Raw genomic sequence first — 14,310 nt, 5'->3', positions numbered from 1 at the left:
TTTGGCTTTGGCTTTGGCTTTGGCTTTGGCTTTGGCTTTGGCTTTGCAAGACTTCCAGATAAACGTCAGCGCGCTTCGAACGCCCCGTTCAGGAGGCCTCGGCGTACGCGGAAGTTTCTCTGGAAATCTTCAAGAGCAAAGTACGTAGGGCGGATCGGCTCACCCCGCGACCTTCAACATCCCCAACACCAACAGGGCCAGGAACACCGTCTCCCCCACCATCAGCAGGATCGGCTTCACCCCCACCGTCGCCAAAGCCTTGAGCTGGGTCTTCATGCCCAGCGCCGCGATGGAAATCACCAGGCACCACTGCGACAGCTTCCCGCCGGCCTCTACCAGCATCGACGGCAGATAGCCGGTGCTGTTCACCGCCGCCAGCAGCACGAAGCCCACGGCAAACCACGGCAACAGCGGCGGACGTTTGTCGCCCGGTTCTACGCCGCGGGCGCGGGTGATCATCGCCGCGCAGAGGATCACCGGCAGCAGCATGGCCACACGCATCAGCTTGACTACCGTGGCACTGTCACCGACTTCCTTCGAGATGCTGTAACCGGCGCCGACCACCTGGGCCACGTCATGGATGGTGCCGCCGAGGAAGATCCCCGCCTGCAGTGGCGGCAGGCCCAGTGCACGGACGATCATCGGGTAGAGGATCATCGCCAGGGTCGACAATGCCGACACGCCAAGCACGGTGAACAGCGTGGCCTTTTCCTTCTGCGTGTGCGCCGGCAGCGCCGCGGCCAGCGCCAGGGCCGCCGAGGCGCCGCAGATGGCGGTGGCGCCACCGGTGAGCAGGCCGAAGAGGAAGTTGAAGCCCATGGCGCGCGCCGCCGCAATGGAAACCAGGATCGTCACCGTCACCAGCACCACCACCATGACCACCGGCTGCCAGCCCAGTTCGGCGATCTGCCCGAAGGTGATACGGATACCGAGCAGCGCCACGCCCAGGCGCAGGATTTCACGGGCGGTGAATTCGATGCCGGCCTTGCACACGCTGTCGGCCGCGAGGAAATTCATCGCCAGGCCGAGCAGCAACGCGAAGAGCATCACCGGCGCGCCGTAGTGTTCGGAGAGGAAGGTCGCGGCCGCCGCCACCATGGCGCTGACCAGCAGGCCCGGCAGCAGCGTGCGGCTGCGCGTGCCAAGTGCGGAAATCGTCAGCACGGTCATGCAGGCACCTCCTGATCGGCGATCACCACATGACACTCGCCGGCAATCCAGGAAATCCCGTGCCGGCGCAGGCCGAAACCCTTGATGCCCGCCGGGCAACCCGTGGCCAGGTCGAAGCGCAGGCCATGGGCCGGGCACTGCAACCAGGGGCCATCCAGGCGCCCGCTGAACAGCGACGCGCCGGCGTGGGGGCAGCTGTCTTCGATGGCATGCAGCTCACCGTCGATATCGAACAACAGGAAGATGCCGTTCTCATGATGGAACAGGCTTCTGCCGCCGCGCGCCGGCAGGCGTTCAGCGGGAATACGGACCACACCGCTCATGCCGGAATCGCCTCCGGGAACTGCCGTTCCAGCGCACGATAGAGCGCCGCCAGCAGCTGTTCCGGGCTCTGCCCGCCGAGGGCGAACGCGCGGCCCTCGAGGAGGAACATCGGCACGCTGGAGTCGGCCAGGGCCACGCGGCGGCCGATGAACTGCCGCGCGCCATCGGCCAGCGCGTCGTCGAAGTCGACCACGTTGAAATCGCAGGCGCGCAGCAGGCGGCGCAGGGTATCGCGCTGGCCGATGTCCTGGCCGAGCTGGAAGTGCGCGCGAAAGATCATCTCCAGCAACTGTTCCTTCTGGTTGTCGCTGCCCACGTGCACCGCGCGCTGGAATACCCGGTGCGCATAGGTGGTGTTGGGCATGGTGAGGATGCGTTCGAGGTCAAGATCAACCTTCGCGCCCTCCGCCGCCCGCCGCACCTCGCCCATGCGTGCCTTCACCGCACGCTTGCCGCCCAGGCGGCGCTGGTAGAACTCGGCAAAGGGCTCGCCCTCCATGGCAATCTGCGGCAGCAGCTGCAGGCCGAGCCAGCTCACCCGCACGTTCAGCTCCGGACGCTGGCGTGCCAGCAGTCGCAACGCGGCGTCGAGGTTGCGCTTGCCGATCAGGCACCAGGGACAGATGAAGTCGAAGGTCATTTCCAGGTTCAGAGTCGGCATCAGGCGCCCTCCTCTTCACCGCGCAGGCGGCGCATGTCGTTGTGGTAGTGGCGGCGGGCATAGATGAACACCAGCGCGGCGAGGATGCTCAGCAGCGGGATGAGCTGGAAGGCGCGATCCAGGCCGATATGATCGGCCAACACACCGGTGAGCAGCGGGCCGGGGGCCAGGCCCAGCAAGTTGTTGGCCAGGGTCAGGGTGGCGAAGGCGGTGCCATGCACCGCCGGCGCGGTGAGGTTGGCGACCATGGCGCCGGACGGCCCGGAAGTACCGGCGGCGACCAGCATGCCCAGGCAGATCAGACTCAGCTGCGTGGTGCCCGGTGACAGGTGGAAGGCGATGGACAGCAGCACGCAGCTGACCAGGCAGAAGCCGATGGCGAGGATGATCTTGCGCGGCGGGTTGGCGCGGCCCAGGCGGTCGCAAAGGATGCCGCAGAGCACCATGCCGCTGCCACCGACCAGCACGATCACCGCCGAGATCAGTCCGGCCTTGCCGGTGTCCAGGTGGTAGTAGCGGTTCAGGTAGCTGGGAATCCACACCATGACGGCGGCAGCGACGAACAGTTGCAGGCCACTGCCCAGGTAGGCGGCGATCACCGAACGGCTGCCGAACAGGCTGCGCAGGGAACGCCCGCCCACCTGGCGCGGCGCTTCGGCGGCGGCGACCGGGGCGATGCGTTTCTCACTGACGATCAGCGGATAGAGCAGCGCCAGCAGCAGGCCGAACAGCGCCATGCCGGCGAAGGCCCAGCGCCAGCCCAGGTGCGCGGCGAGCACGCCGCCCAGCCCCATGCCGAGCACCGAGCCGAACATGCCGCCAGCCATGAAAGCGCCGGTCAGGGTGGCGCGCAGGTGCGCCGGGAATACCGAGATCACCACGGCGATGCCGACGCTGCCATAGGCGGCCTCGCCGACGCCGACGAAGAAGCGCGCGGCGAACATCTGCGGGAAGTTCTGCGCCACCGCGCAGCCCAGGGTCGCCAGGCTCCACAGCATGGCCATCAGCGCCAGGCTGCGCACGCGGCCCCAGCGGTCGGCGAGCAGCGACAGGGGGAAGGTCAGCAAACCGACCATCACCGCGACGATTCCGCTGAGCAGGCCGAGCTGCGCGTCACTCAGGGCCCATTCGACCTTGAGCAGCGGGAACACGGCGTTGAGCACCTGGCGCGACATGTAATCGGAGATCAGCAGGCCGAAGGTCAGGGCGAACACCACCCAGGCATAGCGGCGCGGCACGCTGGGCGCGGTGGCAGGGATGTCGCCCAGGGCGACGGAGTGGATGGCCATGGTGCTAGCTCTCCGGGGGAGTCAGTGGATTCTTGTTGTTCTTGGATAAAGCCAGTGCGGGTTACTGGCAGAACCCGCACTGGAGCCTGTCACGCGCGTTGCGGGACGGACTTCTGGCCCGGCTGGCGGTTGGGCGCCATGCCGTTCATGCGCAGGGTTTCCTCGACGCTGTCGTACTGCACGCCGATCTTGTAGATGGCGCGCGCTTCCTTGCCACTGGCGACCTCGCGGCCCAGTTCGTGGGCAACGCGGACACACTGCTGGATCTGCTCGACCGAGGTCATGCGCTGGCCATGCTGGCCGATGATGGTGTCCTCGATGCCGCACCGCGGGTGCAGCCCCATGGCCAGCGCCATCATGTTGAACGGCAGGACGTTCTTGAGCAGCGACTCGGCGGTGACGGTGGCGCCGTCCGGTGCACGGTGCACGAAGTTCATGAAGTTGAACGGGTTGGGGCCGTCGAAACCGCCGCCGATGCCGATCCAGGTCAGGTTCAGCGGGCCCTTGTAGACGCCCTTGCGAACCAGGCGCTCGAGGGTTTCCAGGGCATGCATGCCGGTGAGCTGGAAGTGCGGCTGGATGCCCGATGCCTGCAGGCGCTTGAGGTGCTCCTCGACCCAGGCGGGGCCGGCCGGCACGGTCATCTCGCTGTAGGCCGCCTGGTAGAGCGGGTTTTCCAGGGAGGTACCCTTGAGGTACTCCGGATAGAGCAGCTCCATGATGTTCATCTGGGTGGTGTTGATCGCCACCGTCACCTGATCGGGCTTGGGGGTCAGCTCGGCGAGCATGTGGCGGGTGTCGTCGGACAGCCACTTGGCCGCTTCGCCGTCGCTTTCCGGGGCGAAGGAGATCGAGCCGCCGACCTGGATGATCATGTCCGGCACCGCTTCGCGCACACCTGCGATCAGCTCGTTGAACTTGGACAGGCGCTTGGAGCCCTTGCCGTCCAGCTCACGCACGTGCAGGTGGAGCACGGTGGCGCCGGCTTCGTAGCAGTCCACGGCCTTCTGCACCTGCTCGTCCATGGTCACCGGGATGTCTTCGGGGAAGTCCTCGGGCATCCATTCCGGGCCGTAGGGAGCGGTAGTGATGACCACCTTTTCCTGGTTCTCGGGGTGCAGCGAATCGTCGAAGAATTGCATGTCTGTCTCCTGGAATTGTTGTTGTCGAGAGGGCTCAGAACGGCTTGTCGCCGATGATTCCGGCGCGCTCCATGCGGCGCACGCAGGGCGGGTAGTCCATCACTGCGTAGTGCTGGGTACAGCGGTTGTCCCAGATCGCCACGTCGTTCTTCTTCCAGCGCCAGCGCACCTGGAATTCGGGGATGTACACCTGGCTCACCAGGTAGCGCAGCAGGTCGGACGCGCCGGGGTTGGCGTCCTGGCCGAAGCGCACGTTCTGCGGGGTGTGGTAGTTGCTGAAGTGAGTGGTGAAGGCATTGACGAACAGCACCTTCTCGCCGGTCTCGGGATGGGTGCGCACCACCGGGTGCTCCGCGTCGGGGTACATGGCCTTGAGTGCCAGGCGCTTCTCGATGGGCATCGCCGCACCGAAGCTGGCTTCGATGCTGTGGCGGGCGCGCAGCTTGGCAATGCGCTCCTTGATCTCAGCCGGGAGCATGTCGTAGGCCAAGGCCATGTTCGCCCACATGGTGTCGCCCCCGACCGGCGGGCACTCCACGCAGCGCAGGACGCAGCCCAGGGGCGGCGCCTCGCGCCAGGTGGCGTCTGTGTGCCAGGCGTTCTCGTAGCGGTCGTTGGGCAGGTCCGGGGTCTTGTAGATGCGCACCAGGCCCGGATGCTCCGGGTCGCTGCCGGCCACCGGGTGGTCTTCCAGCTCGCCGAAGCGACGGGCGAAGGCGACGTGCTCGGCGCGGCTGATGTCCTGGTCACGCAGGAACAGCACCTTGTGCTTGAGCAGCAGCTCGCGCAGCTCGGCGAACAGCCCTTCGTCGCGCGACGCATCGCCCAGGTTCACGCCTGAAATCTCGGCGCCGATGCTGCAGGTCAGACGTTCTACGTGCATGGCGACGCCCTCAGATGACGAAGATCGACGAGCCGGTGGTCTTGCGCGACTCGAGGTCGCGGTGGGCTTGCACGGCATCTTCCAGTGCGTAGTGCTGGTTGATCTCGATGCGGATGTCACCGTTGCCCACGTGGGTGAACAGCTCGTCCAGCAGCGCCGCCTTTTCCGCCGGGTCGGCGATGTAGTCGGCCAGGGCCGGACGGGTGAGGAAGATCGAGCCCTTCATCGCCAGCAGCACCGGATCGAACGGCGGGATCGGGCCGGACGCGGTACCGACGCAGACCATCAGCCCGCGGCGCTTGAGCGACTCCAGAGAGGTCATGAAGGTGTCCTTGCCGACGCTGTCGAACACCACGTCCACGCCACGTCCGTCGGTGAGTTCGCGCACGCGCTCGGCGACGCTTTCATGGCTGTAGTTGATGACCTGCTCGCAGCCGTGGGCGAAGGCCACTTCGGCCTTGGCATCGCTGGAAACGGTACCGATCACCCGCAGACCGAGCAGCTTCGCCCACTGCGCGACGATCAGCCCGACACCGCCGGCGGCGGCGTGCAGCAGGATGCTCTGGCCCGGCTTGAAGTCGTGAATGCGGCGCAGCAGGTAGGCCGAGGTCAGGCCGCGCATGGTCATGGCGGCGGCGGTCTCGAAAGCGATGTTCTCCGGCAGGCGGATCAGCGGCGCCGCCGGAACCAGGCGCTCGGTGCTGTAGGCGCCGAGGGTGTTGATGAAGCCGGTGTAGGTCACGCGGTCACCGGGCACGACGTTGGTCACGCCCTCGCCCACCGCGACCACCACGCCGGCGGCTTCCACGCCCATGCCGCTGGGCAGCGGAACGGCGTAGGTGCCATTGCGGAAGTAGGTGTCGGCGTAGTTCAGGCCCACCGCCACATGGCGGATGCGCACGTGCCCCGGGCCGGGCTCGCCGACCTCCACATCCTCGTAACGCAGGACTTCGGGTCCCCCTGTTTCATAGAAACGAACGGCTTTGGCCATGGCCGGAATCTCCAGTTGTCTTGTTGTCGTGGGCGCTTTCGATTGGAGCGGACAAGCGCCTTTGAGCGGACAATAGGCAGGGGGCCGGCGGGCAGCTTCACATCGTGCGACAGGGGCTTTTCATTTCGTGACAGGCGCGCGGCGCCGGTGGACGGAAGGCGGCTGCGGCCGGGCGGCCGCAGCGCGGGTTCGGATCAGTGGAACGGGAAGATGTAGTTCATCCAGGCCGCCATGCGCAGGAGGATCTTGCGCATGATCGCCACGTGGTGGAAATGTTGGCTGTACAGCGCTGCCTGGCCGTAGGAGCCACCGGGCATCAAGCTGGCGTACTGGGCATAGTCGGGGTCGGTGATCTCGATGAACACCGGCACACGGCCGGCCGGCGGTGAGCCGGTGTAGCTGAGCAAGGTCCCGGAAGGCTGGACCTGGCCCTCGCCGATCACCCCGATGACCTGCTTGACCTTGCCACTGAAGACCTTGCCGGGAATGCCGTCGAAGGCAATCTCCGCCTCATCCCCGGAAGTCAGGCGCAGTTGGCTGTTCTGGCGCATCCAGGCGACGAAATACTGGCCTTCGTCCGGGACGAAGACCATCGAGGGGCGTAGCGGCAGGCGTGTCGCCATCATTCCCGGGCGCAGTGAGACGTGAGTGACGAACCCCCGTGAAGGCGCCCGCACCACTGTGTTGTCGAGGTTGAACTGGGCCAGCGCCAATTGCGCGTTCAGGTCGTCGACGCGGGCAGTGGTGAGGTCGACATCACGCTTGTTGCCAACATTGCGCAGGGCCAGCTCGCGGGCGCGGGCCTGGTCGGCGCGCGCCGATACCAGTTGCGCCTTGATCGAATCCAGCTTGAGCTGGAAAGGCCTGGGGTCGATGCGGAACAGCACGGCGCCCTTCTCGAGCATCTCGTTGCCCTTCACCGGTACCTCGATCACCTGGCCGGTCACCACAGGGATGACCGGCGTGGTCACGAAATAGGTGCGAGCCACCTCGGAATACGGGTGGTTGTAGTTCATGGTGAAGATCAGCGCGCCGATCAGCACTACGCCGCCAAGCACGGCGGTAGGCACTGTCCACTTGTTCAGCGGGATGCGGAAGATCTTGAAGATGGCGATGCAGATCGCGGTGTAAGTCAGGATCAGCAACAGGTCCATGGCTCAGCCCTCCCCGCCGGGTCGTGACGGCGGGGCTGCTGGCGGAACTGGCGGCGGTTCGGCAATGACAGCGGGAGCGCGCCCTTCAAGTACCTCGAGCCGCTGGCGCAACTCGGCCAGTTGCCCTTCGAGATATTCCGCCTCGGCCTGTGGCGTCCTGCCGTGGTGGAAGCCCCAGCCACGGTCCTTGCGGTACAACATGGCCCAGATCCACAGGAACGGCCAGAGGGCGTGCAGGGTAAACAGGCTGACCCAGCCCGCCGCATGTATCGCGTCCTGATGCGGATGGTCGCGGTGAACGGCAATCTCGTAGGGAATGTCGTGCAGTACGATGATCCCGTAGAACAACACCACGGCGGCGAAGATCAGTATTCCCAGGGCAACGTAATCGAGCATCCCACACTCCTTGATCCCGGGCCCAATGCCTGGGAAGTCCGGATGAGTATGGCTTAGCCCCGGCGATCTGCACGATAGTGCTCAGGCCCGTGTGGCGGAGTTTAGAGCAATCGCCAGGCCGCCCTGGGCGCTGGGTTGCAACAGCTCCCATTCGTCAGGCCAGCCATCCAGCTGCCGGGATTTCGCGTTCACTTATCAAGGGGATCGCCGGGAGAAACGACATGCGAAAGTCCACCCTCCTGCTGCTGATCGGTGCGCTGGCCGTGCTGCTCGGCGGCTCGTCCTGCGTCGGTCACAACGACCGCCATGACGCCCCACCCAGACCGCCCATGGACGATGGGGAGATGGGCTACCAGCGGATTCCGCAGCAGCAGATCCAGCCCCAGGGGCAGTCGATTGCGCAACGCTGAAGCAGTCCGAATGCCGGCGTTGGCTCAAGCCAGGGTCCGCTCTTGCGAGAAGCCTCTGCGCCTGGCCCGGCTATCACCCCAACCCTCGCCCTCATGGCGAGTGGGCCGTTCGGTGCAGAATGAAACCTTTGCCTCAGTCTGCTCGGACTGCCCCACTCACTGAGAAGCGGGGTAAGGGCATGCACGGGCAGCAATTTCCCAGAAGAAGACAGTGGCACCTACGCGGGCGTGGGCGTCATCAGGATCACCCGCGCCACCACCAACGCCAGCAACCCGACCACGGCGAAAGCGATGATGGTCGCCACGCCGCCGTCCTGCTGCAGAAAATCGGTCAACGCCGCAAGGGCTGCGGCCAGGAACAGCAACACCAGGCCAAACCACTGCATCCGCAGGGCGCGCAGGCGCCACGACCCAGGATGCTGGCTCAGGACGGTCTTCTGGTTGCCCATGGCGGCATCTCCATGAGGGGTGTCACACCACGCTAACAGGCAATCCGCCCCATGACGCGGGAACTGACGAAACGTACAAGGGAAGCCCGTACGGCGGCGCCATCGAATTGAAACCTTCATCCCCTGTCGCTGCCGAATGCTCATCGAAACGGCCGGGCCAGCAGGCCAGAGCGTTTCGCCATTGATACAGGTCCCCATGCTTGGCGTGGAACTGTCTATCCTTCATCGGGCTGTTACGAAACAGGGAAGGCCTGAATGCCTAAGAAGCTGGTGCTGGTGGCGCTGGTTGCGCTGCTGCTGGGGGGCGGAGTGTGGTGGTACCTGCACTCGCGCGCCAGTGACGACAAACGCCTGGTGCTCTACGGCAACGTGGACATCCGCCAGGTGTCGCTGGCCTTCACCGGCAGCGAGCGCATCGCGAAGATGAATGTCGAGGAAGGCGACCCGGTGAAAGCCGGCGACGTGCTGGCCAGCCTCGATACCCGCACCCTGCGCCTGCAGATCGACAAGGCCCAGGCGCAGATCGCCGCCCAGGAACAGAACCTGCTGCGTCTGAAGAATGGCTCGCGCCCCGAGGACATCGACCGCGCCAAGGCCCAGGACAAGGCCGCCCGCGCCCAGCTCGACCTCGCCAACACACAGTTGCGCCGCCTGCAGAATATCCGCGCCAGCAGCCCGGGCGGCCGTGCCGTGAGCCAGCAGGACATCGACAGCGCCACCTCGCAGCAGAAGGTCGCCCAGGCCGAGCTGGAAGACCGCCAGAAGTCCCTGCGCCTGGCGCAGATCGGTCCGCGCGCGGAAGACATCGCCCAGGCCGAAGCCCAGCTCGCCGCCGCCCGCGCCGATGTGGCGCTGCTGCAGCACAACCTCGACGAGGCCGACCTCAAGGCGCCGCAGAACGCCACCGTACGTTCGCGCCTGCTGGAGCCCGGCGACCTGGCCTCGCCGCAACGCCCGGTGTACTCCCTGGCGCTGACCGATCCGAAATGGATCCGGGCCTATGTCAGCGAAACCAACCTGGGCCGCATCAAGCCGGGGCTCAAGGCACAGGTGTTCACCGACAGCCATCCGGACCAGGCCATCGACGGCCACGTCGGCTTCATCTCCTCGGTGGCCGAGTTCACTCCAAAATCCGTGCAGACCGAAGAACTACGCACCAGCCTTGTCTACGAAGTCCGTGTGCTGGTGGCCGATCCGGACAATCGCCTGCGCCTGGGTATGCCGGCCACGGTGCGCTTCGCCGACGAGCAACGCTGATGACCACGACTCCGGCAGGCCGCGAAGAAGGCCCGGTCATCCGCGCCGAGGGCCTGGCCAAGCACTTCCTGGTGAAGGAGTCGGGCAAGGCCGTGCAGGCACTCAAGGACATCAGCCTGGACATCCCGCGCGGCCAGCTCACCGCACTGGTCGGTCCGGACGGGGCCGGCAAGACCACCTTCCTGCGCCTGGTTGCGGGGCTGCTGCAAGCCGATTCCGGTACCCTGACCGTGCTGGACCTGGACGTCCACGCCCACCCGCAGCAGGTTCAGGACCGCATCAGCTACATGCCGCAGCGCTTCGGCCTCTATGAAGACCTGAGCGTGCAGGAGAACCTCGACCTCTACGCCGACCTCCACGGCGTGCCGCACAAGGCGCGCCAGGAACGCTACCAGCGCCTGCTGGAGATGACCGACCTGGCCCGCTTCACCGACCGCCCGGCGGGCAAGCTCTCCGGCGGCATGAAGCAGAAGCTCGGGCTGGCCTGCACCCTGGTGCGCTCACCGGACCTGCTGCTGCTCGATGAGCCTACCGTTGGCGTCGACCCGCTGTCGCGCCGTGAGCTGTGGGAAATCATCCAGCAACTGATCGAACAGGAACAACTCAGCGTGCTGGTCTCCACCTCCTACATGGACGAGGCCGAGCGCTGCGCCGAAGTCTTCCTGCTGCACCAGGGCCAACTGATGGCCAAGGGCGACCCGGCATCGATCCGCGAGCACGCCGACAACCTCTGCTTCATCGCCACCCCGCCCCCGGACGAACCTGCGCGCACCTTGCAGGCGCGGCTGCTGGACGACCACCAGAACATCGTCGATGCCGTGCCGCAATCGGGCGAAGTGCGCTTCATCCGCCAGCCCGACGCGGATCAGGGCAAGCTCGACCAGCTACTCGATGGAGCCCCGGTACACCAGGTGGACGCGCGCCTGGAAGACGGTTTCATGTTCCTGCTGCGCGCCCGCAGCGATGCCGAGAAAGTCGACATGGAATCGCTCAAGGCCGGCACCCGTCGCCACGGAGAGGGCCACGCCGACAGCGACGAAACGGTGATCGAAGTGAAGGACCTGGTGCGCAAGTTCGGCGACTTCACCGCCGTGGCCAGCACCAGCTTCAGCGTGCACCGCGGGGAAATCTTCGGCCTGCTCGGCCCCAACGGCGCCGGCAAGACCACCACCTTCCGCATGCTCTGCGGGCTGCTGCCGGCCACCAGCGGCACGCTGCAGGTGGCCGGGGTCAACCTGCGCCACGCGCGGGCCCAGGCGCGGCGCAAGGTCGGCTACGTGTCGCAGAAGTTTTCCCTGTACGGCAACCTTTCGGTGGCGGAGAACCTGCGCTTCTTCGGCGGCGCCTATGGCCTGGGCGGCAGGCAGCTGAAGCAGCGGATGGCCGAGGTTTCCCGCCAATTCGACCTCGCCGGGCAGGAGGATTCGCCCAGCGGCCAGCTGCCCGGCGGCTTCAAGCAGCGCCTGGCGATGGCGGTGGGCCTGCTTCACGAGCCGGAAATCCTCTTCCTCGACGAACCCACCAGCGGCGCCGACCCCCTCGCCCGCCGCGGCTTCTGGCAGCGCATCACGGCGCTGGCGGCGTCCGGCACCACCATCATCATCACCACGCACTTCATGGAAGAGGCCGAGTACTGCGACCGCATCGTCATCCAGGACGCCGGCAAGCTGCTGGCCATGGGTACGCCGCGGGAAGTGCGCGAACAGGCCGGCGGCAAGGGCAGCACGCTGAACATGGAGCAGGCCTTTATCGAAATTGTGGAGACCAACCGCCAGCACGCCAAGGCAGGCACGGCATGAGCGCCGGCGGCTTCTGGCGGCGCCTGGCCTCGCTGACCCGCAAGGAAGTGCGGCAACTGGTGCGCGACCGCAGCAACCTGCTGATCGGCATCGGCCTGCCCATCGCGCTGATCCTGATCTTCGGCTACGGCCTGTCGCTGGACGTGAAACGCGCCATCGTCGCCATCGTCCTCGACGATCCCTCCCCCGTGGCCCGCGATGTGGCCGCCGGGATCAGCCGCACCGAATACCTGGAGCCGCACCTGGTGCGTTCATTCGCCGAAGGCGAGAAGCTGATGCGAGCCCGCGAGGTCGACGCGGTGGTGCAGTTCCCTTCCGATTTCACCCGCAATCTCAACGATGGCCATGCGCAGATCCAGGTCCTGGTTCAGGGTTCGGACGCCACCCGCGCCGCCAGTGTCTCCACCTACGTCAGCAGCGCACTGGCGGGCTACGCCGAGAAGCAGGCCGACCGTGGCGCCGGCTCAGCGAGCCAGGCTGGCGCGGTCACCATCGTCCAGCGCATGTGGTTCAACGCCGCCAACACCAGCACCTGGTACCTTGTGCCGGGGCTGATCGTGCTGATCATGACGCTGGTGGGCGCCTTCCTCACCGCCCTGGTGATGGCCCGCGAATGGGAACGCGGCACGCTGGAAGCACTGTTCGTCACGCCGGTGCGCCCGGTGGAAATCCTCCTGGCGAAGATCATCCCCTGCTTCGGCATCGGCATGATCGGCCTGGCGCTGTGCCTGCTCGCCGCACGCTTCCTGTTCGACGTGCCGATCTACGGCTCCTTCATCGTGCTGGTGATCTCCTCCATGCTCTACATGCTGGTGGCGCTGGGCATCGGCCTGCTGATCTCGGCGGTGACCAAGAACCAGTTCCTCGCCAGCCAGATCGCCCTGCTCGCCAGCTTCCTGCCGGCGATGATGCTCTCGGGCTTCATCTTCGACCTGCGCAACGTACCGACCGCCATCCGCGTGATCGGCAACCTGTTGCCGGCGACCTACTTCATGGAGCTGGTGAAATCCCTGTTCCTGGCCGGCGACTTCTGGCCGATGATCTTCAAGAACTGCGCCATCCTCGCCGCCTACGCCGTCGCGCTGCTGGGCCTGGCGCGGCTGGTGACGCGCAAGCGGCTGGACTAGAACGTGTTCAAGGTCTCGCCGAGCGCAGCCCAGACAAGGCGGAAACGGGCGAGAAAGCGCAGTTTACGTGCTGTAAATGAGCATTTTGAGCCTGTTTCCAACGCAGTATGGGCAAGCGCAGGCAGACATTGAGCAGGTTCTGACGACATGGAATTTCTCTGGCGCATCCTCAACCTCTGGCGCAAGGAACTGCTGGTGATCCTCAAGGACCCGGCCAACCGCATCGTGCTGGTGGCGCCGGTGCTGATGCAGAGCGTGCTGTTCGGCTACGCCGTGACCTTCGACCTCAACGACGCCCCCTACGCCATCCTCGACCTCAGCCACAGCGAATCCTCCACCCGCCTCGCCTCGCGCCTGGACGGCAGCGGCATCTTCCACCGGGTGGCGACCCTGACCCGCGTCGAGGAAATCCAGACGGTGATCGACGAGCAGAAGGCGCTGCTGGTGATCCACATCCCGTCGGACTTCCAGACCCGCCTGACCCAGGGCGACCCGGCGCCGATACAGGTCATCCTCGACGGCCGCAACTCCAACACCGCCGGCTCCGCCGCTGCCGGGCTCGCCGTGGTGGTGGACCAGTTCAACCGCGAACAGGGCCTGGCCTCGGCGCCCATCAGCGTGGTCAGCCGCTCCTGGTACAACCCCAACCTGGAAACCCGCTGGCCGCTGATCCCCGCGCTGATCGCCACCCTGAGCATGATGCAGACGCTGATGCTCACCGCACTCTCGGTCGCCCGCGAACGCGAACAGGGCACCTTCGACCAGTTGCTGGTGACACCCTACACGCCGCTGGAAATCATGTTCGGCAAGGCCATCCCGCCGCTACTCATCGGCCTGGTGCAGGCCACGCTGGTGCTGCTGATGGCGCTGTTCTGGTTCCGAATACCCATGGCCGGCTCGCTGATCAACCTCTATGGCGGGCTGACGGTCTTCACCATCGCCTGCGTCGGGCTGGGCATGTCGATCAGCGCCGTGTCGCTGAACATGCAGCAGGCGATGCTCTACACCTTCGTGCTGATCATGCCGCTGACGCTGCTGTCCGGCCTCGCCACGCCGGTGCGCAACATGCCCGAGTTCCTGCAGATCGTGACCTACGCCAACCCGCTGCGCTTCGGCATCGACCTGATCCAGCGGGTGTACCTCGAAGGCGCGACCCTGGCCGACGTGGGGCTCAACCTGATCCCCATGCTGGTGGTCGCTGCGGTCACCTTGCCACTCGCCTCGTGGCTGTTCCGCCACCGGCTTGCGTGAGAGAAAG

15 protein-coding genes are annotated in these 14,310 nt (G+C 66.0%); 5 read left to right on the top strand and 10 right to left on the bottom strand.

The window, feature by feature from the left end; genetic code table 11:
* Nucleotides 1–159 precede the first annotated feature (159 nt).
* From PNI01S_RS07145 to PNI01S_RS07105, 9 genes are all read right to left on the bottom strand, one after another.
* Nucleotides 160–1,170: a YeiH family protein gene (locus PNI01S_RS07145; RefSeq protein ID WP_065086622.1), complete on the bottom strand. Its 1,011-nt coding sequence runs from the start codon at nt 1,168–1,170 to the stop codon at nt 160–162.
* Entirely contained in the window at nt 1,167–1,493 is a 327-nt protein-coding gene (locus PNI01S_RS07140) for a Rieske (2Fe-2S) protein (protein ID WP_065086621.1), read from the bottom strand. The genes PNI01S_RS07145 and PNI01S_RS07140 overlap by 4 nt, the downstream gene beginning before the upstream one ends.
* Nucleotides 1,490–2,155: a DsbA family protein gene (locus tag PNI01S_RS07135; RefSeq protein WP_065086620.1), complete on the bottom strand. Its 666-nt coding sequence runs from the start codon at nt 2,153–2,155 to the stop codon at nt 1,490–1,492. Before PNI01S_RS07135 ends, PNI01S_RS07140 begins: the two co-directional genes overlap by 4 nt.
* On the bottom strand, nt 2,155–3,444 hold the full coding sequence (locus PNI01S_RS07130) for an MFS transporter (protein ID WP_084357692.1): 1,290 nt from the start codon (nt 3,442–3,444) through the stop codon (nt 2,155–2,157). The genes PNI01S_RS07135 and PNI01S_RS07130 overlap by 1 nt, the downstream gene beginning before the upstream one ends.
* Before the next feature lie 89 nt (nt 3,445–3,533).
* On the bottom strand, nt 3,534–4,586 hold the full coding sequence (locus PNI01S_RS07125) for a beta-keto acid cleavage family enzyme (RefSeq protein WP_024762749.1): 1,053 nt from the start codon (nt 4,584–4,586) through the stop codon (nt 3,534–3,536).
* Between the two features lie 34 nt (nt 4,587–4,620).
* Nucleotides 4,621–5,469, bottom strand: a complete 849-nt coding sequence (locus tag PNI01S_RS07120) for a TauD/TfdA dioxygenase family protein (protein WP_024762748.1) — start codon at nt 5,467–5,469, stop codon at nt 4,621–4,623.
* Nucleotides 5,470–5,479: 10 nt separating this feature from the next.
* Nucleotides 5,480–6,460 (bottom strand): quinone oxidoreductase family protein, encoded by a 981-nt coding sequence (locus PNI01S_RS07115; RefSeq protein ID WP_024762747.1) that lies wholly within the window; start codon nt 6,458–6,460, stop codon nt 5,480–5,482.
* Nucleotides 6,461–6,654: 194 nt separating this feature from the next.
* Nucleotides 6,655–7,614 (bottom strand): HlyD family secretion protein, encoded by a 960-nt coding sequence (locus PNI01S_RS07110; RefSeq protein WP_024762746.1) that lies wholly within the window; start codon nt 7,612–7,614, stop codon nt 6,655–6,657.
* A gap of 3 nt (nt 7,615–7,617) precedes the next feature.
* Nucleotides 7,618–8,010 (bottom strand): DUF3302 domain-containing protein, encoded by a 393-nt coding sequence (locus tag PNI01S_RS07105; RefSeq protein WP_024762745.1) that lies wholly within the window; start codon nt 8,008–8,010, stop codon nt 7,618–7,620.
* 221 nt (nt 8,011–8,231) lie between these two features.
* Here PNI01S_RS07105 and PNI01S_RS07100 point away from each other — a divergent pair, with 221 nt between their 5' ends.
* Nucleotides 8,232–8,420, top strand: a complete 189-nt coding sequence (locus tag PNI01S_RS07100) for a hypothetical protein (RefSeq protein ID WP_024762744.1) — start codon at nt 8,232–8,234, stop codon at nt 8,418–8,420.
* Between the two features lie 218 nt (nt 8,421–8,638).
* Here the strand turns inward: PNI01S_RS07100 and PNI01S_RS07095 are convergent, their stop codons facing one another.
* Nucleotides 8,639–8,869, bottom strand: a complete 231-nt coding sequence (locus tag PNI01S_RS07095) for a hypothetical protein (protein WP_024762743.1) — start codon at nt 8,867–8,869, stop codon at nt 8,639–8,641.
* 255 nt (nt 8,870–9,124) lie between these two features.
* Between PNI01S_RS07095 and PNI01S_RS07090 the strand changes: the two genes are divergently transcribed.
* The 4 genes from PNI01S_RS07090 to PNI01S_RS07075 all read left to right on the top strand — a co-directional run bounded on the left by PNI01S_RS07090 (nt 9,125) and on the right by PNI01S_RS07075 (nt 14,303).
* Nucleotides 9,125–10,126, top strand: coding sequence for an HlyD family secretion protein (locus PNI01S_RS07090; RefSeq protein WP_024762742.1), 1,002 nt, complete (start codon nt 9,125–9,127; stop codon nt 10,124–10,126).
* Nucleotides 10,126–11,925: an ATP-binding cassette domain-containing protein gene (locus tag PNI01S_RS07085; RefSeq protein ID WP_024762741.1), complete on the top strand. Its 1,800-nt coding sequence runs from the start codon at nt 10,126–10,128 to the stop codon at nt 11,923–11,925. Before PNI01S_RS07090 ends, PNI01S_RS07085 begins: the two co-directional genes overlap by 1 nt.
* Nucleotides 11,922–13,052, top strand: coding sequence for an ABC transporter permease (locus PNI01S_RS07080; RefSeq protein WP_024762740.1), 1,131 nt, complete (start codon nt 11,922–11,924; stop codon nt 13,050–13,052). Before PNI01S_RS07085 ends, PNI01S_RS07080 begins: the two co-directional genes overlap by 4 nt.
* Before the next feature lie 147 nt (nt 13,053–13,199).
* A complete protein-coding gene (locus PNI01S_RS07075) occupies nt 13,200–14,303 on the top strand; it encodes an ABC transporter permease (RefSeq protein ID WP_065083883.1) in 1,104 nt (367 codons plus the stop codon).
* The last annotated feature ends 7 nt before the right edge of the window (nt 14,304–14,310 follow it).

Origin of the sequence: Pseudomonas nitroreducens NBRC 12694, assembly GCF_002091755.1 — a bacterium.
Classification (GTDB): domain Bacteria; phylum Pseudomonadota; class Gammaproteobacteria; order Pseudomonadales; family Pseudomonadaceae; genus Pseudomonas; species Pseudomonas nitroreducens.
Note: the sequence above shows the minus strand (reverse complement) of the source record. Positions and strands in the feature narration are given on the sequence as shown.